The sequence below is a fragment of the Actinomadura rugatobispora genome, assembly GCF_042656285.1.
GTDB lineage: Bacteria > Actinomycetota > Actinomycetes > Streptosporangiales > Streptosporangiaceae > Spirillospora > Spirillospora rugatobispora.
On record NZ_JBHSON010000041.1, the window covers coordinates 21,084 to 46,821 of the forward strand.

General features: G+C 72.4%; 24 protein-coding genes. 16 read left to right on the plus strand and 8 right to left on the minus strand.

Annotated elements, in window-relative coordinates; genetic code table 11:
• Positions 1–121: 121 nt before the first annotated feature.
• The gene (locus ACFPZN_RS26900; protein ID WP_378285043.1) at positions 122–1,321 is read left to right on the plus strand and encodes a cytochrome P450; all 1,200 of its coding nucleotides are present in this window, start codon (positions 122–124) and stop codon (positions 1,319–1,321) included.
• Here the strand turns inward: ACFPZN_RS26900 and ACFPZN_RS26905 are convergent.
• The 5 genes from ACFPZN_RS26905 to ACFPZN_RS26925 form a co-directional block, all read right to left on the minus strand.
• A complete protein-coding gene (locus tag ACFPZN_RS26905; protein ID WP_378284981.1) occupies positions 1,305–2,651 on the minus strand; it encodes a cytochrome P450 in 1,347 nt (448 codons plus the stop codon). The genes ACFPZN_RS26900 and ACFPZN_RS26905 overlap by 17 nt on opposite strands.
• Positions 2,648–3,289 carry a GTP-binding protein gene (locus tag ACFPZN_RS26910; protein WP_378284982.1) on the minus strand — a complete coding sequence of 214 codons (642 nt, stop codon included), beginning with the start codon at positions 3,287–3,289 and terminating at the stop codon, positions 2,648–2,650. Before ACFPZN_RS26910 ends, ACFPZN_RS26905 begins: the two co-directional genes overlap by 4 nt.
• Positions 3,270–3,632, minus strand: a complete 363-nt coding sequence (locus ACFPZN_RS26915) for a DUF742 domain-containing protein (protein ID WP_378284983.1) — start codon at positions 3,630–3,632, stop codon at positions 3,270–3,272. The genes ACFPZN_RS26910 and ACFPZN_RS26915 overlap by 20 nt, the downstream gene beginning before the upstream one ends.
• Positions 3,629–4,042 (minus strand): roadblock/LC7 domain-containing protein, encoded by a 414-nt coding sequence (locus tag ACFPZN_RS26920; protein ID WP_378284984.1) that lies wholly within the window; start codon positions 4,040–4,042, stop codon positions 3,629–3,631. The genes ACFPZN_RS26915 and ACFPZN_RS26920 overlap by 4 nt, the downstream gene beginning before the upstream one ends.
• Before the next feature lie 91 nt (positions 4,043–4,133).
• Entirely contained in the window at positions 4,134–5,846 is a 1,713-nt protein-coding gene (locus ACFPZN_RS26925) for a sensor histidine kinase (protein WP_378284985.1), read from the minus strand.
• Between the two features lie 258 nt (positions 5,847–6,104).
• On the opposite strand from ACFPZN_RS26925, the gene ACFPZN_RS26930 reads away from it, so the two are divergent.
• From ACFPZN_RS26930 to ACFPZN_RS26985, 12 genes are all read left to right on the plus strand, one after another.
• Entirely contained in the window at positions 6,105–6,863 is a 759-nt protein-coding gene (locus ACFPZN_RS26930; RefSeq protein ID WP_378284986.1) for a GntR family transcriptional regulator, read from the plus strand.
• On the plus strand, positions 6,860–8,323 hold the full coding sequence (locus ACFPZN_RS26935) for an aldehyde dehydrogenase (RefSeq protein WP_378284987.1): 1,464 nt from the start codon (positions 6,860–6,862) through the stop codon (positions 8,321–8,323). The genes ACFPZN_RS26930 and ACFPZN_RS26935 overlap by 4 nt, the downstream gene beginning before the upstream one ends.
• A gap of 65 nt (positions 8,324–8,388) precedes the next feature.
• Entirely contained in the window at positions 8,389–9,711 is a 1,323-nt protein-coding gene (locus tag ACFPZN_RS26940) for an MFS transporter (protein ID WP_378284988.1), read from the plus strand.
• Positions 9,708–11,201, plus strand: coding sequence for an FAD-dependent tricarballylate dehydrogenase TcuA (gene tcuA / locus ACFPZN_RS26945; protein ID WP_378284989.1), 1,494 nt, complete (start codon positions 9,708–9,710; stop codon positions 11,199–11,201). Before ACFPZN_RS26940 ends, tcuA begins: the two co-directional genes overlap by 4 nt.
• Positions 11,198–12,070 carry an isocitrate lyase/PEP mutase family protein gene (locus tag ACFPZN_RS26950; protein ID WP_378284990.1) on the plus strand — a complete coding sequence of 291 codons (873 nt, stop codon included), beginning with the start codon at positions 11,198–11,200 and terminating at the stop codon, positions 12,068–12,070. Before tcuA ends, ACFPZN_RS26950 begins: the two co-directional genes overlap by 4 nt.
• Complete coding sequence (locus ACFPZN_RS26955; RefSeq protein ID WP_378284991.1) at positions 12,067–12,933, plus strand: NAD(P)-dependent oxidoreductase; 867 nt, start codon at positions 12,067–12,069, stop codon at positions 12,931–12,933. Before ACFPZN_RS26950 ends, ACFPZN_RS26955 begins: the two co-directional genes overlap by 4 nt.
• An 18-nt stretch (positions 12,934–12,951) precedes the next feature.
• On the plus strand, positions 12,952–13,773 hold the full coding sequence (locus ACFPZN_RS26960) for an N-acyl homoserine lactonase family protein (protein ID WP_378284992.1): 822 nt from the start codon (positions 12,952–12,954) through the stop codon (positions 13,771–13,773).
• Between the two features lie 35 nt (positions 13,774–13,808).
• Positions 13,809–14,903 (plus strand): PrpF domain-containing protein, encoded by a 1,095-nt coding sequence (locus ACFPZN_RS26965; protein WP_378284993.1) that lies wholly within the window; start codon positions 13,809–13,811, stop codon positions 14,901–14,903.
• A 262-nt stretch (positions 14,904–15,165) separates the two neighbouring features.
• Positions 15,166–15,717: an NUDIX domain-containing protein gene (locus ACFPZN_RS26970; RefSeq protein WP_378284994.1), complete on the plus strand. Its 552-nt coding sequence runs from the start codon at positions 15,166–15,168 to the stop codon at positions 15,715–15,717.
• Between the two features lie 138 nt (positions 15,718–15,855).
• A complete protein-coding gene (locus ACFPZN_RS26975; protein WP_378284995.1) occupies positions 15,856–17,088 on the plus strand; it encodes a class I SAM-dependent methyltransferase in 1,233 nt (410 codons plus the stop codon).
• Between the two features lie 44 nt (positions 17,089–17,132).
• Entirely contained in the window at positions 17,133–18,125 is a 993-nt protein-coding gene (locus tag ACFPZN_RS26980) for a GDP-mannose 4,6-dehydratase (protein ID WP_378284996.1), read from the plus strand.
• A 111-nt stretch (positions 18,126–18,236) separates the two neighbouring features.
• Positions 18,237–19,505, plus strand: coding sequence for an ROK family protein (locus ACFPZN_RS26985; protein ID WP_378284997.1), 1,269 nt, complete (start codon positions 18,237–18,239; stop codon positions 19,503–19,505).
• Here the strand turns inward: ACFPZN_RS26985 and ACFPZN_RS26990 are convergent.
• Positions 19,481–19,930, minus strand: a complete 450-nt coding sequence (locus tag ACFPZN_RS26990; RefSeq protein ID WP_378284998.1) for a VOC family protein — start codon at positions 19,928–19,930, stop codon at positions 19,481–19,483. The genes ACFPZN_RS26985 and ACFPZN_RS26990 overlap by 25 nt on opposite strands.
• Positions 19,931–20,237: 307 nt before the next feature.
• Between ACFPZN_RS26990 and ACFPZN_RS26995 the strand changes: the two genes are divergently transcribed.
• Positions 20,238–20,789: a VanZ family protein gene (locus ACFPZN_RS26995; RefSeq protein WP_378284999.1), complete on the plus strand. Its 552-nt coding sequence runs from the start codon at positions 20,238–20,240 to the stop codon at positions 20,787–20,789.
• 160 nt (positions 20,790–20,949) lie between these two features.
• On the opposite strand, the gene ACFPZN_RS27000 is transcribed toward ACFPZN_RS26995, so the two are convergent.
• Positions 20,950–21,897, minus strand: coding sequence for a PDR/VanB family oxidoreductase (locus ACFPZN_RS27000; RefSeq protein ID WP_378285000.1), 948 nt, complete (start codon positions 21,895–21,897; stop codon positions 20,950–20,952).
• A 12-nt stretch (positions 21,898–21,909) separates the two neighbouring features.
• On the minus strand, positions 21,910–23,181 hold the full coding sequence (locus ACFPZN_RS27005) for a Rieske 2Fe-2S domain-containing protein (protein ID WP_378285001.1): 1,272 nt from the start codon (positions 23,179–23,181) through the stop codon (positions 21,910–21,912).
• 420 nt (positions 23,182–23,601) lie between these two features.
• Here ACFPZN_RS27005 and ACFPZN_RS27010 point away from each other — a divergent pair, with 420 nt between their 5' ends.
• Together ACFPZN_RS27010 and ACFPZN_RS27015 are read left to right on the plus strand one after the other, a co-directional pair.
• Positions 23,602–24,390 (plus strand): SDR family oxidoreductase, encoded by a 789-nt coding sequence (locus tag ACFPZN_RS27010; RefSeq protein ID WP_378285002.1) that lies wholly within the window; start codon positions 23,602–23,604, stop codon positions 24,388–24,390.
• Positions 24,391–24,733: 343 nt separating this feature from the next.
• A complete protein-coding gene (locus ACFPZN_RS27015; protein WP_378285003.1) occupies positions 24,734–25,735 on the plus strand; it encodes an ABC transporter permease in 1,002 nt (333 codons plus the stop codon).
• Positions 25,736–25,738 lie beyond the last annotated feature (3 nt).

Sequence of the window (25,738 nt, forward strand, 5' to 3'; positions counted from 1 at the left end):
TGACCGAAACAACGATCAAGATCGAACCGTGGATGTGCCGGGCGATGCCTCCCTAGGCTCGGAATGGAACGTTTGTCCGGACCGTCTGCCAGGAGCGTTGCGCGTGACCGTGATTCCAGAGATGCCCGACATCGTGTCAGCCGAGTTCGCCGCCGATCCCTACGCGGCCTACCGGATATTCCGCGAGAATGCCCCGGTCTACTGGCACGAGGGCACGCAGAGTTATGTCGTGTCGCGCTACGAGGATGTGTCACGCGCTTTCCGCGACCAGATCTTCACCACCGCCAACTACGACTGGCAGCTCGAGCCGGTGCACGGCCGCACCATCCTCCAGCTCAGCGGCCGGGAGCACGCGGTGCGCCGCGGGCTGGTCGCCCCCGCCTTCCGCGGGAGCGAGCTGCAGGAGAGGTTCCTGCCGGTGATCGAGCGGAACGCGCGCACGCTGATCGACGCGTTCCGGGCCGACGGCCGGGTCGAGCTGGTCGGCCAGTTCAGCACCCACTTCCCGATCAACGTGATCGTCGACATGCTGGGGCTCGACCAGGCCGACCACGCCCGGTTCCAGAAGTGGTACACCTCGATCATCGCATTCCTGGGCAACCTCACCCAGGACCCGGACGTGGCCGCCGCGGGCGTGCGCACCCGCGACGAGCTGGCCGCCTACATGCTGCCGATCATCGCCCGCCGCCGGGAGGACCCGGGCGACGACCTGCTGTCGAAGCTGTGCCTGGCGGAGGTCGACGGCACCCGGATGAGCGACGAGGACATCAAGGCGTTCGTCAGCCTGCTGCTCGCGGCGGGCGGGGAGACCACCGACAAGGCCATCTCCGCGCTGTTCGCCAACCTGCTCGCCCACCCCGACCAGCTCGCCGCCGTGCGGGAGGACCGCGGCCTGATCCCGCAGGCGTTCGCCGAGACGCTGCGCTTCACGCCGCCGGTCCACATGATCATGCGGCAGCCGGCCGAGGACGTCGAGCTGAGCGGCGTCGCGATTCCCGCCGGCAGCACCGTCACCGCCCTGATCGGCGCGGCCAACCGCGACCCCGACCGCTACGCCGACCCCGATCGCTTCGACCTCTTCCGGAGCGACCTGACCACCACCAACGCGTTCTCGGCCGCGGCCGACCACCTGGCCTTCGCGCTGGGCCGCCACTTCTGCGTGGGGGCGCTGCTGGCCAAGACCGAGGTGGAGGTCGGCGCGAACATGCTGCTGGACGCCATGCCGGACGTGCGGCTGGCCGAAGGGGCGGCGCCGGTCGAGCGCGGGGTGTTCACCCGCGGCCCGGGGGCGCTGCCGCTGGAGTTCACGCCTGCGGCGTGACCTCGGGCGGGACGAAGGGCGGCGGGGCGAGCGGGCTCGTCCCGCCGAGCTGGTCGGCGGCCGGGGTGAACGCGACGGGCAGCGAATGCAGCCCGCGCATCCACAGCGACGCGTGCCATTCCAGCGTCCGGTCCGGGACGGCCAGCTCGATGTCGGGCAGCCGGTCGAGCAGCACCTCGATGGCCACCTTGGCGATCACTTCGGCGTGCTCGGGGGCGGGGAAGGGGCAGCCGTGCTCGCCGTGCCCGAACGACATGTGCGCGCGGTTGCCCGGGTCACCGCGCTCGGCCGGCCGCACCGAGGGGTCGGTGTTGGCCGCCGCCAGGCCCAGGACCAGCAGGTCGCCGGCGCGGATGTCGCGGCCGCCGAGCCGGCAGGCGTGCACCGCCCAGCGGCCGATGAAGTTCTGGGTGGGGGTGTCCTCCCACAGCACCTGGGTGAGCGCCTGGTCGACGCTGTTGCGGCCGCCCTGCAACTCCATCGAGAACTGGTCGTCGACGAGCATCAGCCGCAGGGTGTTGCCGATCCAGTTGCCGGTGGGCTGCTGCGCCGCGGCCATCACCACCAGCAGGTCGATGGTCACCTCCTCGGCGGTGAGCCCGGCCGGGTGGCCCAGCAGGCGGGACGGGACGTCCGGTCCCGGCCGCCGCTCCCGTTCGGTCACCAGCCGCCGCATGCGCTCCTGGATGCGCTGGTGGGCGGCGGCCGCGTCGGCGTCGACGTTCAGCGACTCGGCCACGTCCTGGACCAGGGCCGGCACGTCGGCGTCGGGCAGCCCGAAGAGGCGGGCGATGACCAGCAGCGGGATCCGGTGCGAATACTGCGCGATCAGGTCGGCCCGCCCGTCGCCGGCGAACCCGTCGATGAGGCCGTCGGCGAGTTCCTCGCAGATCTGGGCGAGTTCGGTGCGGTCGACGGCGTCCAGCGCGTCGCCGATCGCACCCGCCCGCCGCTGGTGCTCCTCGCCCTCGGCGAACATCACCGACGGGGCCCAGCCGACGTAGGGCATCAGCGGCCAGTCGTCGGGCACCTGGTCCCAGGCGTTCCAGCGCCGGCAGTCGCGCGCGAACAGCCGGGGGTTGCTGGTGATGTGGTGGATCTCCCGGTAGCCCGCCACGAACCACGCGGGCACGTCGCCGTCCAGCAGGACGGGCACCACCGGGCCGTACTCGTGCCGCAGCCGGTGGTAGAAGGCCTCGGGCTCGCGGGCGACACCCGTCCCGGTCAGCCTGACCGGCTCGACCTCGAGGCCCGCGCCCGGGCCGGCGGCCGTCGCGGTGGGCGGGTGCGGAAGGCCGTCCTGCGCGGACGGATCGGTGCGTTCGGTCACGGCGCGATCTCCTCGAAGGCCGTCGGGTCCTGGAGGCGGGCGAGGTGGCGGACGAGCGTGATCAGCACGGTCTTGGACGACTCCCGCGCCCGCGCGTCGCAGTCGACCAGCGGGATGCCGTCGGGCAGCGAGAGCGCGTCGCGGACCCGTTCGATCGGGGGCCGGGGCCCGGCGAACCGGTTGACCGCGACCACGAACGGCATCCCGTGCGCCTCCAGCCGGTCCAGGCAGTAGAAGGAGTCCTCCAGCCGGCGGGTGTCGACCAGCACCACCGCGCCCAGGCTGCCGGAGAACAGCTGGTCCCACAGGAACCAGAACCGCTCCTGGCCCGGTGCCCCGAACAGGTAGAGGACCCGCTGCGCGTTCAGCGTGATCCGGCCGAAGTCGAACGCGACCGTGGTGGTGCTCTTGTGCGCGACCTGGCTGGGGTCGTCGATCCCGACGCCGGCCTTGGTCATGACCTCCTCGGTGCTGAGCGGGCGGATCTCGCTGACCGAGCCGACCATGGTGGTCTTGCCGACGCCGAATCCGCCGACGATCACGATCTTGGAGGCGTCCCGGACGGTGCGGCGCAGCGGCGTGCCCGGGAGCGGGCCGGACCGCGGGCCCGCGGCGGGATCAGAGGTCTTGGAGTCCAACGAGCACCTGCTTCAGCGTTTCCAGGTCGGCCGTGTGCGCGGGCGCGGCGGCCGAGGACGGGTGGCGGACGGTGACGCGGCCGGCGTCCCGCAGGTCCAGCAGCAGAATCTTCACCACGCTCACCGGCATCTCCAGATGGGAGGACAGCTCGACGACCGCGACCGGGCTGTGCCGGCACAGCCGCAGGATCGCGGCGTGCTCGGACTGCATGCCGGGCACCGGGTCGTCCTCGGCGACGATCAGCGAGACCACGTCGAGTTCGTCGCCCTCGACGCGGCTGCGCCCGCCCGTCACGGTGTAGAGCCGGTCGGGGTTCTCCTTGTCCAGCGGACGCGGGTTCATGGGTGCGCGTCGGGTCCGGGAGTGCGCGGCGCCGCGGTCAGGTAGCCGCCGATCTGCTCGACCAGTTCGTGCATGCTGTGGCCCACCAGCCCCACGTCGGCGATCTCGTCGGCGACCACGGCCAGGTGGGCGCCCTGGCCCGCGGGCACGATGAGCAGCACCCCGCCGGGGAACTCCACCATGGACTGGCCCGCGCCGATCCCGTTGCCGAACTCCCCGGAGGCGCTCAGCGACAGGCTCTGGATGCCCGAGGCGATGGCCGACAGCTGGTCGGCCTTGTCCTCGTCGAGCCCCGGCGTGTGGCAGATCTTCAGGCCGTCCTTGGACAGCACCAGGACGTGCCGTACGCCGGGCGCGCGGTCCACGAGGGTCGCCAGCAGCCAGTCGAGGTCGCGCTGATCGGTGCTCATCGGTTTCCGGGACGCGGCCGGTCGGCTGCGCCCCTCCTCCCCTCAGTCGTCCTGTCATGTGAGCGTCGCGCGGCGGTCGCGCACGCGCGCTCTAGGAATCCGGGTCCGCGCCGGACCGTCCCTGCGCGTCCCCTTCCTGCGCGTGCCGTCCCTGCTCGTCCTGTTTCTGCTCGTCCTGTTTCTGCGCGTGCCGGCCGGCCGCGCCGTCGGTGGTGCGGCCGCGCCCGGAGGCCGACTGGCGGAACGCCGCGAAGCGGGTGCCGGTGTCGCGGGCGCGCGGCACGGCGGCGTCCGGGGCGCTCGTGCCCGGGGCCTTGGCGAGGGCGGCTCCCCTCCGGCGTTTGGGCAGATCGGCGTCGCCGCCCGGGTCGGCCGGGACGGAGATCCGGCTCTCACCGGTGCCGGCGGGCGGCGAGACGGGGAACGCCCCCGAGCTGTGGCCGCCCGCCCGGCCGGTCACGGCCGGGCCGTGCTCGGGGAACGGCGCCTCCACCGCGACGTGCGTGATGAGCTTGCTCGGGACCAGGACGACCACGCCGATGCCGCCGCGCGAGGAGGGCCGGAAGCTGACCCGCAGGTCGTGCTTGCGGGCCAGCCGGCCCACCACCGCCAGGCCCAGCCGCGTCCCGGGGATCGAGGTGAGGTCGGCCGCCTCGGAGACCAGCCGCTCGGCGCGCTCGCGCTCGCGCCGCCGCATGCCCAGCCCGGCGTCCTCGATCATGACCACGACCCCGGCGTCCTCCTCCTCGACGTACACGTGCACCACGCTGCCGCGCGGGGAGAAGTTGGCCGCGTTGTCCATGAGCTCGGCCAGCGCGTGCATCACGCCCTCGGCGGCGAACCCGGCGACCGCGGCGTTGCCCGTCGAGTGGTACTGGACGCGCCGGTAGGCGCTGATCCGGCCCATGGCGCCGCGCACGATGCTCTCCATGACGATCGGCTTGGTCCAGCGCCGCCCCGACCGGCCGCCGCTGAGCAGCGCGATGCTGTCGGCCAGCCGGCCCAGCTGCGAGACGTCGTGGTCGAGGGCGAGCAGGTCGCCGAAGACCTGGTCGTCGCCGTGGCGGTCCTCGAGCTCGCGCAGCTGGGCGAGCATCCGGGTCGTCTGCGCCTGGATCCGCGCCGCCGCGTTCGCGCAGGCGCCCATGGCGGCGGCGCTGGTGCGCTCCCCGGAGGCCAGCTCGTCGGCGAACCGGCCCAGCACCCGGCGCGCGGCCTCGTGCCGGGGTTCGGGAAGCTCGGCGAGCGCCGCGGGGGCCGAGGACTTGCCGCCGCGCAGCCGGCCGACCACCTCGGGGATCGCCGTGTCGGCCAGCCAGACCGCCTCGTCCGCCAGCGCGGCCGCCTCCTTCCGCGCCGCCTCCGCCTCGCGCGTGCCCGACGCGACGCCGTCGACGACGAGGTGCAGCAGGCGCCTGAGCACGGGGTCGGGCACGGCCGGGAACCCGGTCAGCGCGGCCTCCGGCTCCATCCCCTTCCTCAGCCGGGCGACCAGCACGGGCAGCGGACCGTCCACCAGTTCGCGGAGCCGGTGGTCCAGCCGCTCTCCGTCGCTCTCCACCCCCGCCAGCACGGTGCCGATCCGGCGGGCGCGCTCGGCGAAGTAGACCGCCGCCGCGACCGCCAGGCTGAACGCCAGGCCCGCCACGCCGCCGTACAGGCCCAGCAGCGGATCGGGGGACCCGGACGTCAGGTAGACCGCGACCCAGGCGACTCCGGCGACGAGCGCCGCGGCCGACCAGGTCAACAGGGCACGTCCCAAGGCCGCTCGGTCGTTGCCGGACCGGCCTGCCTGTACTGACATCCATCATCCTTGGGAAGGGTGCGGGCGGAAGGTCACGACGGGCCCGGACGACGGGCGTCCCGTGCCGAGAAAGATCGGTGACCATGATGCATCACCCGCGGATCGGCATGCCGGAATTCTCGGAGAAACCGACTTTGAATCGTCCCTTCCGATACGTCCCCTAAGGGTCCGCGGACCCGGATCACGATCAGCTCTTGTGACGAGGGGGGCGCTGGGTTACTTTGTCGTCTGTCGACAGACGACAGATTGGCAGGTTCAATGTCGCCCGCACGTGACCGCAAGGGACTGCCGGAAGGCTTCGACAGCTCGGTGTTCCAGGCCCGCCGCTTCGCCGACGAGGTCGCCGTGATCATCCGGCAGCTCATCCTCTCCGGACGGTTCGGGCCGGGGGAGCGGCTGAACGAGCTGAACCTCGCCGAGACGCTGTCGATCAGCCGGTCGCCGATCCGGGAGGCGCTGCAGGCGCTGGCCGCCGAGGGCATCGTGCGCGCGGTTCCGGGCCGCGGCATGTTCGTGGCCACCTTCGACGCCGACACCATCGACCAGCTCGCCGAGGTGCGGCAGGCGCTGGAGTGCAAGGCGGCCGCGCTGGCCGCCGAGCGCGCGGACGACGCCCTGCTCGACGCGCTGGAGCGGCTGCTGGCCAGCACGAGGGAGGCCCTGGCCGACCCCGATCACTCCTACCCCCGCGACCTTGACTTCCATCAGCAGGTCCTCGACATGAGCGGCAACCTGAAGCTGGTGGAGACGGCCCGGAGCGTGGCGACGCAGTTCCAGCTCGCCCGGGCGCGCTCGGGCGAGGTGCCGGGGCGGGCTCAGGCCGCCTACGAGGAGCACCTGCGCATCTACGAGGCGATACGCGCACGCGACCCGGAGGCGGCCGGCGCGGCCATGCACGCCCACCTGGAGTCGTCCCGGCGGAGCGTCAGGCAGCTGATCGAAGGGACGGGCGGCGAGCCCAGGGCGACCGGCGACCGGCGCCTGGACCTCGGCGGGCAGGAGGGGACCCGGCCGTGAAGCACGCGCGCATGGTCATCGACGGTGCTCCGGAGGACGGCACCGCCCGCTTCGAATCGTTCAACCCCTACACCGGCCAGGCCTGGGCGACCGTGCCCACCGCGACCACCGGTGACGTCGACCGGGCCGTGGAGGCGGCGACCCGGACGTTCCACGACACGTGGCGGACCACCCCGGGCGTGCAGCGCGCCCGGCTGATGACCGCCCTGGCCGACCTGCTGGAGTCCCGGGCCGACGCCATCGCCGAGATGGAGACCCGCGACAACGGGAAGGTCATCCGCGAGACCCGCAACCAGATGGGCTTCGCCGCGCGCAACCTGCGGTTCTTCGCCGGGTACGCCGACAAGCTCTACGGCCGGACGGTGCCGCTCGACCATCCGGGCATGTTCGACTTCACCCGCCGCCGCCCGTACGGCGTCGCCGGGCTCGTGACCGCCTGGAACTCGCCCATCGCGCTGCTGGCCAACAAGCTGCCCCCGGCGCTCGCCACGGGCAACACCGTGGTGGTCAAACCGTCGGAGCACGCGTCGGTGACCACCTGCGAGCTCGGCCTGCTGGCCGCCGAGGCGGGCTTCCCGCCCGGCGTGGTCAACGTCGTCACCGGCGACGGCGCGGTCGGCGACGCGCTGACCGGGCATCCGGGCATCGGCAAGATCAGCTTCACCGGGGGCAGCGCGACGGGCACCCGGGTGGCGGAGGCCGCCGCCCGCCGGCTGGTCCCGCTCACGCTCGAACTCGGCGGCAAGTCGCCCAACATCGTCTTCGCGGACGCCGACCTCGACCGCGCGGTCGTCGGCGCGGTGGCCGGGATCTTCGGCGCGGCGGGGCAGACCTGCATCGCCGGCTCCCGGCTGCTGGTGCACCGGCCCGTGTACGAGCGGGTGGCCGGCGCCATCGTGGAGCGGGCCGGCCGGATCCGGCTGGGCGACCCGCTCGACCCCGGCACGGAGATGGGCCCGGTGGCCAACCGTCCCCAGTTCGACCGGATCCTCGCCCTGATCGAGGCCGGACGCGACGAGGGCGCCGCCCTGCTCACCGGCGGCGGCCCCGCCGAGGGCGCGGGCGAGGGGCTGTTCATCCGGCCGACCGTCTTCGGGGACGTGTCGCCCGGCATGCGCGTCGCCGCCGAGGAGATCTTCGGCCCGGTGCTGTCGATCATCCCGTTCGACGACGAGGACGAGGCCGTCCGGATCGCCAACGACATCGACTACGGCCTGGCCGCCGGGGTCTGGACCGGCGACATCGACCGCGCGCACCGCGTCACCGAACGCCTGGAGGCCGGGTCGGTCTGGGTCAACACCTACCGCGCCACCGCCGCGCAGGCCCCGTTCGGCGGCGTCAAGCGCAGCGGGTACGGCCGCGAGCGCGGCGAGGAGGCGCTCGCCGAGTACACCTACGTCCAGAACGTGATGATCGACTATTCCGGCGCCGCCAGGGACCCGTTCTCCATCCGCACCTGACCCCCTTACCCCCCGCCCCTCCCCACCTCCGAGAGCCTCGCCCCACCCCCTTACCGAGGTGACTCATGTCCGGACAGAGCCGGCGCGTCGCGCTCGCGACCCTGATCGGAACCACCGTCGAGTGGTACGACTTCTTCATCTACGGGACCTCGGCGGCCCTCGTCCTGAACGAGCTGTTCTTCCCCGAGTTCTCGCCTGCCGCGGGCACCATGCTCGCCTTCGCCACGTTCGCCACCGGCTGGCTGGCCCGCCCCCTCGGCGGCGTGCTGGCCGGGCACTTCGGCGACCGGGCCAGCAGGAAGACGATGCTCGTCGTCACCGTCGTGGGCATGGGCGTGGCGACCATGCTCATCGGCGTCCTGCCGACGTACGCGAGCATCGGCGTCGCCGCGCCCGTCCTGCTGGTGGCGCTGGGCTTCGTCCAGGGCGACTCGGCCGGCGGCGAGTACGGCGGCGCCGTCGTCCTGGCCGTGGAGCACGCCCGCGACGGGCGGCGCGGGCTGGCGGCGAGCTGGGCGCAGATGGGCGTGCCCGCCGGGCTCGTGCTCGGCACGGGCGTCTTCTACGCCTTCTTCACCGCGTTGCCCGAGGACGCCTTCCACGCGTGGGGCTGGCGGGTGCCGTTCCTGCTCAGCTTCGTGCTCGTCCTGGTCGGGCTCGTGATCAGGATGCGGATCGTGGAGAGCCCCGCCTTCGAGGACGCCAAGCAGGCCCGGGAGGTCGTGCGGGTGCCGCTGGTCGAGGCCGTCAGCCGCCACCCGCGCAGGATCGCGCTGCTCATCGCCGCGCACATCGCGCCGAACACCTACTTCTACACCTTCGCCACGTTCATCCTGACCTACGCGACCTCGACGCTCGGCTACTCCACCGGCCTGGTGCTGGTGGCGGTCAGCGTCGCCGCGCTGATCGAGACGTGCACGCTGCCCGCGTTCGCCCACCTGTCCGACCGGGTCGGCAGGCGGCCGGTCTACCTCGGCGGCCTGGCCTTCCTCGCGGCGACGACGTTCCCGTTCTTCTGGCTGATCGACGGGGGCTCGGGGCCGGCGCTGTTCGCCGGCATCGCCGTCTGCATGGGCCTCGGGCACTCGGCCGTGTACGGCACGCAGGCGAGCTTCTTCTCCGAGCTGTTCCCGACCTCGGTCCGCTACACCGGCCTGTCCCTGGGCTACCAGGTGGCGGGCGCGCTGTTCGGCGGGCCGCTGCCGATGATCGCCACCGCGCTCGTCGGGTTCGGCGACGGCCGGCCGTGGTACTTCGCCGGGTACATGGCGCTCACCGCCCTGATCAGCGCGGTGGCCGTGTACGCGGCGCCCGAGACCTCGCGCGCCGGGCTCGCCGGCTCGCCGCCCTCCCCTCTCCCCACCGAAAGGAAGATGTCTTGTCCATGACGGAGACCGATGTCGTCGTCGTCGGCGCGGGCAACGCGGCGCTGGTGGCCGCTTTGGCCGCGCACGAGGCGGGCGCCCGCGTGATCGTGCTGGAGGCCGCCCCGGAGGAGGAGCGCGGCGGCAACAGCCGCTTCTCCGGCGGCATCTTCCGCGCCGCCCACGACGGCCTGGAGTCGCTGCGCCCGCTGCTGGCCGATTCGGACGAGAAGGTGCTGCGAAGGGTGTCGGTCGGGCCGTACACCAGGCGGCGCTACGCCGAGGAGTGGCTGGCCGCCGCCATGGGCCGCCCGCCGCGCGACCTGGTGGACACCGTCGTCGACCGCTCCTTCGAGACCCTCGAATGGATGCGGCGCCAGGGCGTGGAGTGGGAGCTGACCGCCAACAAGCTCTTCGACCTGGACAACCTCGACGGCGTCCACGAGCTGCCGCCCGGCGGCGCGATCCGCGCCAAGGGCGAGGGCGTGGGGCTGATGGAGCGGCTGTTCGCCGCCGTCGAGCGCGCCGGCATCGAGATCCGGTACGGAGCGCCCGCCGCCGGCCTCATCACCAGGGGCGCCGCCGTCGACGGCGTCCTGGTGCACCGCGAGGACGGCGTCGACGAGGTCCGCGGCGCCGTCGTCCTCGCCAGCGGCGGGTTCGAGGCCAACCCCGAGATGCGGCTGCGCTACCTCGGCCCGGGCTGGGACCTGGTCAGGGTGCGCGGCACCCGCTACAACATGGGCACGATGCTCACCCAGGCGCTGCTGGCCGGCGCGCAGCCCGCCGGGCACTGGGGCGGCTGCCACGCCAGCCCGCAGGACGCCGCGCACCCGCCCGTGGGCGACCTGCGCATGACCGACAAGCTGAGCCGCTACTCCTACCCGTACGCGATCCTGGTCAACGGCGAGGGCAGGCGCTTCGTCGACGAGGGCGAGAACGAGGTCTGGCTGACCTACGCCAAGACCGGCGCGGCGATCATGCGGCAGACCGGCGGTGTCGCCTACCAGGTGTTCGACCGGAAGACCGCCCATCTCCTCGAGCCCCGGTACAGGACCGGCACGCCCGTCCAGGCGGGCACGCTCGCCGAACTGGCCGGAAAGCTCGGCGTCCCGGCGGACGCGCTGGCCGAGACCGTGTCGGCGTTCAACACGGCCGTCGCCGCCGACGCCGGATCCCGGTTCGACCCGATGCGCAAGGACGGTGTCGCGGCCGGGCCGCAGGGGCAGCCGCCCAAGTCGAACTGGGCGCAGACCGTGGACGAGCCGCCGTTCACGGCCTACGCGGTCACCTGCGGCATCACCTTCACCTACGGCGGTCTGAAGATCGACACCGCGGGCCGCGTGCTGGACACGACGGGCCGCCCGATGCCCGGCCTGTACGCCACCGGGGAGATCGCGGGCGACTTCTTCTACCACAACTACGCCGCGGGCTCCGGTCTCGTGCGCGGCGCGGTGTTCGGCAGGATCGCCGGGGAGAACGCCGCGGCCCGCGCGACCGGGGCCGCCGGATGAGCGGCCTGCGCGCGCTGCTCGGCGCGGGACGGCCGCTGGTCGTGCCCGGCGCCGCGAACGCCCTGACCGCCCGGGTGATCGAGGACTGCGGGTTCGAGAGCCTCTACGTCACCGGCGCCGGCGTGGCCAACACCCACCTCGGGGTGCCCGACATCGGCCTGCTGACCTTCGGCGAGATGCTCGCGCACGTGGCGGCGATCCGCGAGGCGGTGAGCGTGCCGCTGATCGTCGACGCCGACACCGGGTTCGGCAACCCGATCAACGTCCGCCGCACCGTGCGGGACCTGGAGCGCGCCGGTGCCGCCGCGATCCAGATCGAGGACCAGACCTTCCCCAAGCGGTGCGGCCACTTCGCGGGCAAGGGCGTCGTCCCGGCCGCGGAGATGATCGCCAAGATCCGCGCCGCGGTGGACGCCCGGCGCGACGACGGCACCCTGATCGTCGCGCGCACCGACGCGCGCGCCGTCGCCGGGCTCGACGAGGCGTGCGACCGCGCCAACGCCTACCGCGACGCCGGCGCCGACGTGGTGTTCGTCGAGGCGCCGCGGTCGGAGGCCGAGGTCGAGGCCGTCGCGGCCAGGGTGCGCGGGCCGCAGGTCATCAACCTGGTGCACGGCGGCGTCACGCCCATGCTGCCCGAGCGGCGGCTGCGCGAGCTGGGGTTCGCGATCGTGCTGCACGCCAACCTGCCGCTGCTGGCCGGGCTGAAGGGCGTCCAGGACGCGCTGCGGACGCTGCGCGCCGGCACCGTCCCGGGAGAGGAGCGGCTCGCGAGCTGGGAGGAGCGGCAGCGCCTGGTCCGGCGGGCCGAGTTCGAGGAGCTCGAGGCCCGCTACGCCACCCCGTCCCCGGAGGAGGGAACGTCATGAGCACCAGACTCGGCTTCATCGGCCTCGGCGTCATGGGCGGGCCGATGTGCCGCAACCTCGTGCGCCGCGCGGGCGTCCCGGTGACCGCGTTCGACGTGAACGCGCAGGCACTGGAGGCCGCAGGGGCGGAGCGGGCGGCTTCGGCGGCGGAGGTGGCCGAACGCGCCGACGTCGTCTTCCTGTCGCTGCCCGGCGGGCCGCAGGTCGAGGACGTCGTCCTGAACGAGCTGCTGCCGCACGCCCGCCCGGGGCAGACCGTGGTCGACCTGAGCACCTCGCCCGTCCAGCTGGCCCAGCGTCTGGCCGCCACCCTGGCCGAACAGGACGTCCTGTTTCTCGACGCGCCCGTCGCACGGACCAGGCAGGCGGCCGTCGACGGCACCCTGAGCATCACCGTCGGCGCTCCCGACGCCGCCGCCTTCGACCGCGTCGAGCCCTACCTGCGCTGCATGGCGACGGAGGTGCGGCACTGCGGACCGCCCGGCGCGGGCGCCCTGGTCAAGCTGGTGAACAACCTGGTCGTCTTCGAGACCGTCGTGGCGCTGGCCGAGGCGGTCACGCTGGCCAGGCGCACCGGGCTGGTCGGCGACGAGACGCTCTTCGACGCGCTGGCCGCCGGATCGGCCGCCAGCTTCGCCCTGGACAACCACGGCCGCAAGGCGCTGCTGCCCGACACCCACCCCCGCGGCGCCTTCCCCGCCTCCTACATGCGCAAGGACATCGGGTACGCCCTCGACCTGGCCGAGCAGGCCGGCCTGCGGCTGCCCGCCGCCCTGCTCGCGCACGAGCTGCTCGACGCCGCGTGCGGGGCGGGGCACGAGGAGGAGTACCACACCGTCGTCGTGCGGGTGATCGATCAGTGAGGTGGCAGTGAGGTGGCAGTGAGCGGCAGCGAGACCACGACCACGGCGACCGCGGCGACCACGGCGCACGAGGTCTACGCGATCAAGTTCGGCCAGCACCCCGGCGGCAAGCACGGGGACTACTTCTACGGATCGGCGGCCGAGCCGATGGACCGGCCCGTCCAACTCGACTACTTCGTCTGGCTCATCCGGTCGCCCGGCCACGACATCGTGGTGGACGCGGGGTTCACGGCCGAGACGGCGGCGCGCCGCCGCCGCGAGCACTGGTGCGCCCCGTCGGAGGCCCTGGCCGGGCTCGGCACCGACTGCGCCGCCGTGCCCTACGTGATCCTGTCCCACTTCCACTACGACCACGTCGGCGACCTGGGGGCGTTCACCGACGCCAGGTTCGTCGTCCAGGGCAGGGAGATGGCGTTCTGGACCGGCAGGCACGCCGCGCGCCGCGAGTTCCGCAGGCTCGTCGAGCGCGACGACATCGAGCGGCTGGCCGGGTACGGGCTCGACGGGCGGCTGCTGTACGTGGACGGCGAGCACGAGGTGGTGCCCGGCGTGCGCGTCCACCACGTCGGCGGGCACACCGCCGGGATGCAGATCGTCAGCGTGGCCACCGGGCGCGGGACCGTCGTGCTGGCGGCCGACGCCTCGCACCTGTACGCCAACGTCGAGGACGACGCCCCGTTCGGCGTCCTCACCGAACTGCCCGCGATGTACGACACCTTCGACCTCATGCGCCGCCTGGCCGGCTCGCCCGAGCTGATCGTGCCCGGGCACGATCCCGAGGTGCTGACCAGGTTCGAACCGGTCGACGGCCTGGAGGGCAGGGCCGTCCGGATCGCATGACAGGATTCCGGAGCGGACGAAGGGGGTGACGGCTCATGGCGAAGGCCATCCCGGCCGTGCTGATGCGGGGCGGCACGAGCAAGGGCCTGTTCCTGCACGCGCGCGACCTGCCGCCGCCCGGCCCCGCACGGGACGCGCTCGTGCTCGACCTCATGGGCAGCCCCGACCCGATGCAGATCGACGGCCTCGGCGGCACGCACTCCAGCACCAGCAAGGTCGTCGTGGTCGAGCCCGGAAGCGGCGGCGACGATGTGTGCTACTGGTTCGCCCAGGTCGGGGTGGACCAGCCGATCGTGGACTGGTCGGGCAACTGCGGCAACCTCACCTCGGCCGTCGGGCCCTTCGCGGTCGACGAAGGACTGGTGGAGGCCGTCGAGCCGGTGACGCGGGTGCGGATGCGCAACGGCAACACCGGCGTGCGGATCCTGGCCGAGGTGCCGGTGCGCGACGGGCGCGCGCTCGCCGAGGGGACGCACCGCATCCCGGGCATCCGGCGTCCCGGCGCGCCGGTCGTCACCCGGTACGTCGGCCTCGGGCCGTGCTTCCCGGCGTCCGCGCCGGCGCAGGAGCTGGACGGCGAGGACGGGCCCGTCGAGGTGACGATCCTGGACGTCACCCACCCCTACGTGTTCGCCCGTGCCGAGGACCTCGCGGTGGACCTGCGCGACGCGAGCCCGCCCGCGCTCAACCAGGACGGCGCGCTCCTGGCCCGGGTGGAGCGGCTGCGCGGTGAGGCGGCGGTCGCGCTCGGACGCGCCGCCTCACCGCGGGAGGCGGCCCGGCTCTCACCGATCGTGCCGCGCATCGTGCTCGTCGCCGAGCCGGCGGACGGAGACCACCACATCGCCGCGCTCGGCGTCTCCATGGGCAAGATCCACCACGCGCTGCCGATGACGGGGGCGCTGTGCCTGGCCGCCGCGGTGCGCCTGCCGGGCACCGTCCCGTCGGGCGCGGCACGCGGCGTGAGCGGGGAGAGCGTTCGCGTCAGGCATCCGCGAGGGGTCGTCGAGGTGCTCGCCGACGTCGCCCCCGCCGCCGACCCGCCCGTGCGCTCGGTCGGCGCGATCCGGACCGCCCGCCGGCTCATGGCGGGCTCGGTCTACGCGGTCGACGACGGCCCGGCCGGCTGAACGGTGGCCCCTCGCGCCGGTCGTCGCCGGGTGTCCCTTATTCGGTGACCGGGACGGCGGAAGCACCGAGATCGGGCCTGGTAGACGGCCGGTTTTTGCCCTCCCATTGCCTTTCTCTCCTCGATTTGGGCATCCCATAAATGGTGCCAAAATGCGAGTCTTGAATATCAATGTGATAGTTGCAGAAAGCGGGATCTGTCTGCGACACTTCCGATATGGAGGTCGTCGCCACCGACGGCTGACCCGAGCCAGGAGTCCGGCGATGAGACCTGCCATTCATGAACTCGTCGAAGACGATTTCCTTCCGCGCGACGTCCCGGACTTCGGCCTGCCGCTCGACGATTACGGCCGGGCGCTCGACCACCTGGTACAGGCCAACGTCGATGTCATCGTCCATTCGCCCGCGGGGGAGATCCTCCTCGGCTACCGCAAGGACGTGCCGCTCCGCGGCAGGTTCTGGGTCTTCGGGCGGCGGATGAAACCCGGCGAGCAACTGGCCGGCACCGCCGAGCGCGTCCTCGAACAGGAGATCGCCCTCCAGGTGGACCGGGACCGGCTCGCGCTGGACAACGTCTACAACGTCATGTGGGGCAGCAGGACCGCTCCACCCGAGGAGGCAGGCTTCCAGACCGTCATCACGGTGATGAGGTACGAGTGCACCGATGACGATGTCGAGGCCGTCGCCGCCGCCGACCGGACCCATGAATGGATCCGGTGGTACTCGCCCGCGGAACTGCGTGAACTCGAAGCCGCGAAATCCGAACTGCTCCATCCCTTCCTCCTCGTCATATTGAGGAACGCCGGCCTGTACTGAGAAAACGGCGCGGTGCCGCCCGGAGGGCCCGCCGTTCCGGGGTGGAACGGGCCGGACATGCCGCACGCGGCCGTGCGAGGGCGCGAGCGACCGCTCAAGGAGACCTTTCCGGGAACACGTTGACCCTCGGAGGCGCACGTGCGTTGCCGTTCCTGCCGCTCCGGCGAAATGATCGAGGTCCTCGATCTGGGCAGCCAGTACCTCAGCGATTTCCGCGATGACGACAGCCGCCCGCCGAAGTGGCCGCTGGTGCTGACGCTGTGCGGGAAATGCGGGCTGCCGCAGCTGCGGGACACCACCCCCGCCGAGCTGATGTACCACGATCGCTACGGTTTCCGGTCCGGCGTCAACGAGGCGATCCGCGACGACCTGCGCGACATCGTCGACCACGCGCTGAAGGCCCATCCCGGCGCGCTGCGCTGGCTGGACATCGGATGCAACGACGGCACCCTGCTGTCGTTCGTGCCCGAGCGCGTCCACCGGGTCGGCATCGACCCGGTGGCGCCGTTCGCGGAGGAGTCGCGCCGGCACGCCGACCGGGTCGTCGTCGACTTCTTCGGCCCGCGGCACTTCGCCGGGGACGGCGACGGAGCGGGGTACCGGACCTTCGACGTCATCACGAGCATCTCGATGTTCTACGACCTGGACGACCCCAACGGGTTCGTCGCCGACGTCCTGAAGGTGCTCGCGGCGGACGGGGTCTGGGTGATCCAGCAGAACTACGCGCTCACCATGCTGGAGCTCGGCGCCGTGGACAACGTCTGCCACGAGCACCTCACCTACTGGTCGCTGACCGCGCTGGAGGACCTTCTCGGCAGGCACGGGCTGGAGGTCAACGACGTGCAGGTGACCAGCGTGAACGGCGGTTGCTTCCGCACGCTGGTGTCGCGTCGCGGGAGCCGTCCCGTCAGCGCCTCGGTGGCCGGGCACAGGCGGCGGGAGGAGGAGCACGGACTGCGGGACCCCGCCGTGTGGCGGGACTTCGCCGCGCGGGCCGCGCGGGCCTTCGGCGACCTGCGCCGGCTCGTCGACGAGATCAACGCGGCCGGGCAGCGCTGCTACATCTACGGCGCGAGCACGCGGGGCGCGACGATCTGGCAGGGCGCGGGCCTGACGGTGAAGGACCTGCCCTTCGCCGTGGAGCGCCAGGCCGCCAAGGTGGGGCGGAGGATGGCCGCGGTCGGCGTGCCCATCATCTCCGAGCGGCAGGCCCGCGCGGACCGGCCGGAGTACATGCTGGTGGGGCCGTGGTTCTTCCGGGACGTGCTGATCGAACGGGAACGCGGCTACCTGGAGGCCGGCGGCCGGCTGATCTTCCCGCTGCCCGACCTGGAGATCGTGGGCGCCGGTGCGGCGACGCGTTCACCGTGACGCCGCCGTCCCCGGACCCCGGACCCGGACACGAAGGAGTTCCAGTGCCACGCGCTCTCATCACGGGGATCACCGGCCAGGACGGAATGTACCTCGCCGAGCTCTTGACCGCGCGAGGGTACGAGGTCTTCGGCCTGGTCCGCGGCCAGGCCAACCCGAAGGCGCCCGCCGTGCGCCGGGCCCTTCCGTCGATCCGGCTGCTGGAGGGCGACCTGCGCGACCTGCCGAGCCTCATCGGCGCGCTGGAGCGGTCCCGGCCCGACGAGGTGTACAACCTGGGCGCGATCAGCATGATCAGGCTGTCCTGGAGGCAGGCCGAGCTCACCAGCGAGATCACCGGCACCGGCGTGCTGCGGATGCTGGAGGCCATCCGCATCCACACCGGCGGCGACATGGCGAAGGTGCGCTTCTGCCAGGCGTCCAGCTCGGAGATGTTCGGGAAGGTCCGCAAGGCCCCGCAGACCGAGGCCACGGCGTTCCGTCCCCGTTCCCCGTACGGGGCGGCCAAGGCGTTCGGCCACCACATCACCGTCAACTACCGCGAGTCGTACGGGGCGTTCGCCTGCTCGGCAATCCTGTTCAACCACGAGAGCCCGCGCCGCACCGAGGACTTCGTGACCCGCAAGGTCACGCGGGCGGCGGCCCGCATCTCGCTGGGCCTGCAGGAGAAGCTCGTGCTCGGGGATCTGGAGGCGCGCCGGGACTGGGGCTTCGCGGGCGACTACGTCGAGGCGATGTGGCTGATGCTCCAGCAGGACGAACCGGACGACTACGTGGTCGCCACCGGCGAGTCCCATTCGGTCAGGGACCTCCTGGACGTCGCCTTCGCCCGCGTCGGCATCACCAACTGGGAGGGGCACGTCCAGTACGACCCGCGGCACGCGCGCCCCGAGGACGCGCAGGTGCTGATAGGCGACGCGTCGAAGGCGCGGACGCGGCTCGGGTGGGCGCCCCGGATCGGTTTCGGCGGCCTGGTCGAGATGATGGTCGACGCCGATCTCGCCGCCGCGCGCCGTGAGGCGACGGGCCGCGCGTAGGGCTGCGCGGCCAGCGCTCGCGTTGCAGAATGGGGGAGTACGTTCCCGGACGGGGCCGCAGGCGAGCTGCCCTGGCCGGTCGGCGGCATTCGCGGTCGTCAGGAGGAGCCGATGTCGTCGCCTCTGGTGTCGGACGCAGGCGCTGCCGCCGACGCGCCGCAGGGCGCGGTGCCGGAGACGGCGCGGGGCGGCAACCTCGGAGTGCTGCTGCGGCTGCTGCATCGGCACGGCCCGCTGTCGCGCAGCGAACTCGCCGACCGGATGGCGGTCAACCGCAGCACGATCCTGGGTCTGACGGCGCGCCTCGCGGCGGCGGGCCTGGTGCGGGAGGAGCCCGCCACCGCGACGGGGCGGGCGGGCCGGCCCTCGCGGCTGGTGTGCCCCGAGCGGGACCGGGCGTACGTGCTGGCGTTCGACGTGGCGGTGGACCGGCTGGTGGCCGCCAGGGTGGGGCTCGGCGGCGCGGTGCTGGAGCGCAGGGAGACGGTCCGGCGGCGCCGGTATCCCGATCTCGACGAGGTGGTCGGCGTCCTGGCGGGATTCGGCGGCGCGCTCGTGGACGCGGCGCCGCGCGCCGCCGGGTGCGTGGGCGTCGGCGCGTCGTTCTGCGGTCTGGTCAGGGCGGCGGACGGGATGGTGCGCCTGGCGCCGAACATGGGATGGGCCGACCTCGACTTCGGCCCCGCGCTCGGCCGGCGGCTGGGCCTGGGGCTGCCCGTGGCCGTCGGCAACGAGGCCCATCTCGGGGCGCTGGCCGAGTACGAGCGGGGCGCGGGCGCCGGCAGCCGCAACCTCGTCTACCTGCACGGGGACGTGGGCGTGGGCGGCGGCGTCATCGTCGGCGGCAGGCTGCTGGACGGCGACGACGGCTACGGCGCCGAACTCGGGCACATGATCGTCAATCCGCATGGCGGCCGCCCCTGCAACTGCGGTTCGCGCGGCTGCCTGGAGGCGGAGGTGGGCGAGGCCGCGCTGCTGGAGGCGGCCGGGCGCGCCGGCGGGCCGGTCGGCCGGGACGGCGTGCGGGCGGTCGTGGACGCGGCCGCCGCCGGTGACGCGACCGCCCGCCAGGCCCTGGACCGGGCCGGCGACTGGCTCGGGATCGGCGCGGTCAACCTGATCAACCTCTTCAATCCCGGCGCCATGGTCTTCGGCGGCGTGCTCAGCGAGATCTACCGGGGCGCGGCGGCGCGGATCCACGCCCGGGTGGACGCGGGCAGCCTGCCCGTCTCCCGGGAACGCGTCGAGCTCCGCACCGCCGCCCTGGGCGAGGACTCGTGCCTGAGCGGTGCCGCGGAGCTGGCCTTCGCCCCGCTGCTGTGCGATCCCTTGGGCGTCCTGGAACGCCGCCCCCGTCAGCTGGGGGAGGGGTCGGCGTAGACGCCGCGCAGCATGCCCGTCGCCTGGCCGATCTCGATGAGGTACCCGTCCGGGTCGCGCAGGTAGCAGCGGATCTCGGCCTTGCGGTCCAGCGGCTCGGTCACGAAGGTCGCCCCCTGGGCCCGCGCGGCTTCGTAGAACGCCATGATGTCGGCCACGCGGACGTTGATGAAGGACGACACCGGGTCCCCCGGCTCGGGCGGCCTGAGAACGATGTCCGGCTTGTCGGGCGTCGGGCCGCCGCCGGGGTTGAGGATGATCCAGCTGTTGGCGACCCGCACGATCGCGGGGTTCTCGGCCAGCACCACCTCCCCGCCGAGGATCCCCGCGTAGAAGTCGCGGGACACCGCGACGTCCCGCACGGTCAGGAAGTGCGTGATCACCAGCCCCCGCTCGGGGGCGGGGAGGTCAGCGCGGTTCACCATCGGTCTCTCCTTCGGCGGTCGTGGACGCTCACCGGGCACCTCCCCGGCGGAGGTCGTCGAGAGACCTCGCCCGCGTAACGAATGCCCCCGGATTCTCCGCGGGACCGCGCCGCGTGTGTCACGGGCGCATCGAAAAACGCATACACCCGCGATACGGTCTTCCGTCTTCAATGCAGGCATGGACCACAGCGCATCATCGTCAGCCCCGGCCCGTCGCACGCGCAGGATCGTGCTCGTCGGTCTGGCGATCCTCGGTGCGGCGATCGCGGCATTCGGCCCCGTCGGCGCGGTACTGAGGATCTTGTCCATGCCGATGCGCACGCCGGGGTGGCACGGCTGGGTCGGCACGATCAACGGCGTCGTACTCATCACGGTGGCCGCACTGCCGGTGGCCGCGCTGGCGGCGTGGGCTCTGGCACGCCGCCGGAGCGCCGCCGACGTCACGCCGGCGTGGCGGACGTCGCTGGCCGAGGTGGGCATCGTCTACGGGACGGTGCCGTGGGTGTGGATGATCATGCTGCCGGGCGACGAGGGCGGCGCCGCCGTGAGCCTGGTACCGCTGCGGGACCTGCTCACGATGAACACGGGCCAGGTCGTCGGCAACCTGCCGGTGTTTGCGGCGCTGGGGTTCTTCGCCCCGCTGCGGTTCGCGGCGCTGGCGTCGGTACCGCGGATCCTGGCGCTCGCGGCGGGCTGCTCGGTCCTGGTCGAGACCGCGCAGTACGTCCTGCGGCTGGACCGGGTGTCCTCCGTGGACGACGTACTGCTCAACACCGCCGGCGCCGGGCTGGCCGCCCTGGCATCGCTCCGCTGGTGGCTGGTCGACCGGTCGTCGACCGATTCCACCGCGGTTCCTTGATGGCCGGGGATCGGGTGTATCGCGGGCGTATCGAAAATCGCCTACGCCGCCGCAACAGTCCTCCGTCTTCACTGGAGGCATGGACCACAGCGCGTCAATGGTCGGTCCGCCGATCGGGAAAGGACTGTGACGTCGTGGGAGGCGTCGGCCGCGAATCTCCTTACCCGTTCAGGTCCAGTTCCAGGACGGGGGAGCGGGCCCTGGACGAGCACGTGGTGAACATGCCTTCGGCGCGCTCGTCGTCGGTGAGCACGTCGTCGCGGTGATCGGGGTCGCCCGCCAGCACCCGGACGACGCACGTCCCGCAGATGCCCTGCCGGCAGGAGTAGGGCGCGTCGACACCGTTCTCCAGCAGCACGTCGAGCACACTGCTGCCGTCCGGGACGAGGTACTCGGCGCCGGTGGAGGCCAGGCGCACGGTGAAGCCGCCCGTCCCTGCCCCGGGTGGCTGGGCCGCCGCGGCGAACCGTTCCTTGTGCAGCGCCTGCGGCGGCCAGCCCAGCGCTTCGGCCTTGCCCAGCACATAGTCCATGAACCCGTCCGGGCCGCAGACATAGACGGCCGTGTCCGGTTGCGGGTCGCCCAGGTCGCGGGCGATGTCGAGCAGCTGGCCCGGGTCCCCTTCGTCGAAGTGCAGGGCGACCCGCGGATTGCCTGCCAGCTCTTCGACGAAGGCGGCCCGGTCGCGGCTGCGGGCACAGTAGTGCAGCGCGTAGTCGCCGCCCTCGTGCTCGAGCCGCCGCACCATCGCCAGCAGGGGCGTGATCCCGATCCCGCCGGCGAACAGGAGATGCCGCCGTGCCGTGACGAGGGGGAAGCGGTTGCGCGGCGCCGAGATCCGCAGCCGGTCGCCCACCCTGAGTCCGTGGATCGTCTGTGATCCGCCGCGCGAGGAGGGTCCGTCCAGCACGGCCAGGCGGTAACGGCCCCCCTCGGGCGGCCCGCACAGCGAGTACTGGCGGACCAGGCCCGGGGCGATCAGCACATCGATGTGCGCCCCGGCGGTGTAGGCCGGGAAACCGTCCCCGGCGGCCGGAGCGAGGTCGATCACGACGATGTCCGGGGTGGCGGGGGAGTGGGAGACGACCACCGCCTCCGTCCACGTCACGGCCACGTCCCGTCAGCGTCCGGCCGCGGGCACGGCCGCCGCGGACGTGCTGAACAGGCCGGCCTCGGTGTGACGTGGCGGCACATCGACCAGGCTCACACCCTGCGGATCGCGACCGGCCTCCACATCGGCGACCATCGCCTTCAGCAACCGGCGGAGCATCACCACGCCGCGGTCGCTGGTCGCCAGGGTCTCCTCGGAGTGCAGCGTGATCGCACCCTGCGACCGCTGCGCCTCACCGTCGCCGGGGAAGCGCTGTTGCTCCTCCTCGGTCAGTTCCCATGGGTCCTTGCCGTTCTGCTTGACGCCGTAGAAGAACCGGTCCAGGCGCTCGGGATCGCTGGAACGGATGGAGAAGAACGACCGGTGGCTGGTGTCGTCGCTCGGAATGACCCAGAGCAGCATGTCGGCCTTCGCGTCAGGGGCCAGCTTCACGAAGTCCGGCAGCACGAGGACGTTCGGCAGATGGAGTTCCGCGCCCCAGACGCGCTCGGTCCGGACCCCGTTCTCCGCCTTGTCCAGGAAGCGGATACCGTACTTCGCCCCGAATTCGGTCCGGTCGTAACCGACCCTGTCGGCCACGGTGTCGGGGTCGTAGAAGTCCTCGGGGAAACCGGTGGTCCCCGTTCCCAGGAACTGGTATCCGCTGTGCTGGGAGTGCAGCCAGTTGATGTGCACCGGGTCGATCGCGTTCTCGTAGATCTGCAGCCAGTTGAAATCCTGCACAAGGCCGGTCACGTTCATTCCGGGGACCGGCCACTCGGCGTAGTACTTCTCGCCCTCCTCCTGGGGTTCCAGGCAGTCGTAGCGGGGGAGGACGGGCTTGCGGTCGGGCGGTCCCATGTAGACGAACACGAGACCGTACCGCTCCTCGACCGGATACCACGGCTGGCGGACGGCGTCGCGGCGGCGGCCGCGATCGGGTTCGCCCGCCTGCGCCAGGCAGTGCCCTTGGACGTCGAACTTCCAGCCGTGGTAACAGCACCGGATGCCGTCCTCCTCGACACGGCCGAAATAGAGGCTGGCGCCCCGGTGGGCGCAGCGTTCGAACACCACGCCGGGACGGCCCCGGCCATCGCGGAACACCACCAGGTCCTCGCCGAGGACGCGCGTGCGGTGCGGCACGTCGGGGGTGAGCGCCGCCGAGGTGGCGATCGGCTGCCAGTACCGCCGCAGAGCCTCGCCCATGGGGGTGCCCGGGCCGGCCTCGGTCAGCCGCGCGTCGTATGAGGGAGTCTTGCGGCCGTAGCCGGTACCGGTGTCGACAATGGATCGTTCAGTCATGTCGATCTCCTCAGCTGTGGTCCCGGACCTCCGGGCAGGCCGAAGCGTCCCGGCCACCGTTGTCGGGACGACGGGGAAATCGGCAGCGCGAGGTCGTGAGGTCGCGGGCGGCTTTGCGGTCGTCAGCGCGTTCGGCGGGCCGCGGCGACATGGTCGCCGCGGCGCATCCCGCTGACTGCCGAATTCAGGGAGCGTGCGTTGGTGAAACGAGACGTGGCGGTGCGGGGGGACGGAACGAAAGTGAATACGGCGCGCATTGCGCAGGTCGGTGGCGTATCCACTTTGCAATCAGGCGGCGCCGGTCGCAAGGGTTCGCGGCGGGACCTGTGGGAGGGCCGCAGGGACACCGGCGGCCCGCCCGTCCTAGCTTGACGGGACAGGGTTTTCACCGGCCGGCGCGTACGGCCGCTAGGAGGGCACATGGGCGAGTCGCGGCGGGTGGCGTTGATCAGCGGGGCGGGCCGGGGAATCGGCGCGGCGACCGCACGGGAAATGGCGCGGCGGGGATATCACGTGGTCGTGAACTACCGGGAGAACGCGTCCGCCGCGCAGGGTGTGGTCGATGAGATCGAGGCCGCCGGGGGGACGGCGGAGGCGCGGCGGGCCGACGTCTGCGACGCCGGCCAGGTCGGTGAGCTGGTCCGGCGGGTGACCGCCGACCATGGCCGCATCGATGTGCTCATCTGCAACGCCAACACCGTGAACCCGCCGTTCGAGCCGCTGCTCTCGGTCTCCTGGGAGGCGTTCATCGGGAAGGTCGGCGGGGAGCTGGCCGGGGCGTTCCACCTCACCCAGCACGTGCTGCCCGCGATGCAGCGGCAGCGCGCGGGCCGGATCGTGTACATCTCCAGCACCGCCGCCGACCTGGTCGGCAGCGTCGCCGCGCACTCCACCGCGAAGGCGGCGCTGAACACCTTCAGCCGCCATGTGGCCGCACAGGCCGCGCAGGACGGGATCGTGGTCAACACGGTCGCGTTCGGGACGGTGCGGACCGACGCGACCGCGGGGGTGCTGGGCGACGGTCTGCGGAAGTTCACCGAGGAGCGTTCGGTGCTCGGCCGGGTCATGGACCCCGAGGACGCCGCCAGGAGCGTGGCGTCGGTGGCCGATGACGGCTTCGGCGCGGCGGTCGGCCAGGTGATCCGGGTGGACGGCGGCTACGACGTCCTCGACCAGCAGCTGCACGCGGTCATGGAGTTCTTCCGGTGATCCGTGCCCGCCCGTTCGTGACCCGCGTCCCGCCGGCGGCGCGCACGCCGCGATGACCACCTGCGTTCGCCGCGCCGGGACGGGAACGGCGTCCCCGTCCTGACGTCGGCGCGATCGCGCACGTCAGGACCGCGACGGCGGACCGGTCGGTCCCGGACGCCGTTCCGAGGCTTGACAGCCCCGGCCGGGTGCCCAATACTTCCCGCTAAGACCGATCGGTCCGGGTAGGTCGATGTGCCGGCGCGGTTCGCCGTGGCGGCGGGTCGGCACGCCTCGCTCCCGCTTGTCTTATTCCCTACTCATCCGATCAATTATGTCGTTATTTCGACATGGAGGCGGGGCAATGCCGGATACGGAAACGCGGGCCCGCGCCCGCGGCCGCCTCGCTCCGCGTCAGGCGAGCGGGCAGGCCCGCTACATCGTCCGCCGCGTCTACTACGCGGTGTTCGTGGTCTGGGCCGCGTACACGATCACCTGGCTGCTGCTCTTCCTCATACCGAGCAACTCGGCCGAGGTCATGCTCCGCAACATCAGCGGCGGCAATTCCGCCGCGGACCGCGCGGCGGTCGCCGCGCTCGAGCACCGCTACGGCCTCGACCGCCCCCCGCTGGAGCAGTACCTGACGCTCCTGTGGCGCGCGGTCAGAGGCGACTTCGGCACCTCGACCGCCACCGGGCGGCCCGTCATCGAGGTGATCGGGCAGGCGCTGCCGAGCACCATCCAGCTCGGCCTGGCCGGCCTGGTCCTGGGAACGTTCCTCGGCCTCGGCATCGCGCTGGCCGCCAACGCGGTCCGGACCCCGTTCCTGCGCAACCTGCTGTTCTCGCTGCCGCCGCTGTTCTCGTCCCTGCCGGCCTTCTTCGTCGGCCTCCTGCTGGTCCAGGCCTTCGCCTTCGGCCTGAAGATCGTGCCCGCGGCCGGGACCGGCAGCACGGCGCATCTCGTCCTCCCGGCGATCACCATCGCGATCCCCGCCAGCGCGGGGATCGCCCAGGTCACCGCCAAGAGCCTGTACGTCAACCTCCGCTCGCCCTATGCCGACCACCTGCGCGCCAAGGGAGTCCCGCACCGGCGGATCCTGCTCACGCACGCCTTCCGCAACGCCGTCATCCCCGCGACCACCCTGCTCGGGATGTCGATCGGGGGCGTCCTCGCCGGCACGGTCGTGGTCGAGACGGTGTTCTCGCGCCAGGGGCTCGGCCGCCTGATGCAGAGTTCCGTGACCCTTCAGGACATCCCCGTGGTGCAGGGCGTCGTCGTCTTCTCCGCCGTGCTCTACGCGGTGGCCAACCTCCTGGTCGATCTGGTCTATCCCAAGATCGATCCTCGGATCTCGATCGGTTGAACC

Coding starts and splice junctions, on each gene's coding strand:
- ACFPZN_RS26995 (WP_378284999.1), top strand. CDS start 20,238: ATGCCGATGCGCACGCCGGGGTGGCACGGCTGGGTCGGCACGATCAAC.
- ACFPZN_RS26915 (WP_378284983.1), bottom strand. CDS start 3,632: ATGAACCCGCGTCCGCTGGACAAGGAGAACCCCGACCGGCTCTACACC.
- ACFPZN_RS26950 (WP_378284990.1), top strand. CDS start 11,198: ATGAGCGGCCTGCGCGCGCTGCTCGGCGCGGGACGGCCGCTGGTCGTG.
- ACFPZN_RS26900 (WP_378285043.1), top strand. CDS start 122: ATGCCCGACATCGTGTCAGCCGAGTTCGCCGCCGATCCCTACGCGGCC.
- ACFPZN_RS26955 (WP_378284991.1), top strand. CDS start 12,067: ATGAGCACCAGACTCGGCTTCATCGGCCTCGGCGTCATGGGCGGGCCG.
- ACFPZN_RS26985 (WP_378284997.1), top strand. CDS start 18,237: ATGTCGTCGCCTCTGGTGTCGGACGCAGGCGCTGCCGCCGACGCGCCG.
- ACFPZN_RS26930 (WP_378284986.1), top strand. CDS start 6,105: ATGTCGCCCGCACGTGACCGCAAGGGACTGCCGGAAGGCTTCGACAGC.
- ACFPZN_RS26940 (WP_378284988.1), top strand. CDS start 8,389: ATGTCCGGACAGAGCCGGCGCGTCGCGCTCGCGACCCTGATCGGAACC.
- ACFPZN_RS27015 (WP_378285003.1), top strand. CDS start 24,734: ATGCCGGATACGGAAACGCGGGCCCGCGCCCGCGGCCGCCTCGCTCCG.
- tcuA (WP_378284989.1), top strand. CDS start 9,708: ATGACGGAGACCGATGTCGTCGTCGTCGGCGCGGGCAACGCGGCGCTG.
- ACFPZN_RS26965 (WP_378284993.1), top strand. CDS start 13,809: ATGGCGAAGGCCATCCCGGCCGTGCTGATGCGGGGCGGCACGAGCAAG.
- ACFPZN_RS26925 (WP_378284985.1), bottom strand. CDS start 5,846: ATGTCAGTACAGGCAGGCCGGTCCGGCAACGACCGAGCGGCCTTGGGA.
- ACFPZN_RS26970 (WP_378284994.1), top strand. CDS start 15,166: ATGAGACCTGCCATTCATGAACTCGTCGAAGACGATTTCCTTCCGCGC.
- ACFPZN_RS26990 (WP_378284998.1), bottom strand. CDS start 19,930: ATGGTGAACCGCGCTGACCTCCCCGCCCCCGAGCGGGGGCTGGTGATC.
- ACFPZN_RS27005 (WP_378285001.1), bottom strand. CDS start 23,181: ATGACTGAACGATCCATTGTCGACACCGGTACCGGCTACGGCCGCAAG.
- ACFPZN_RS27010 (WP_378285002.1), top strand. CDS start 23,602: ATGGGCGAGTCGCGGCGGGTGGCGTTGATCAGCGGGGCGGGCCGGGGA.
- ACFPZN_RS26920 (WP_378284984.1), bottom strand. CDS start 4,042: ATGAGCACCGATCAGCGCGACCTCGACTGGCTGCTGGCGACCCTCGTG.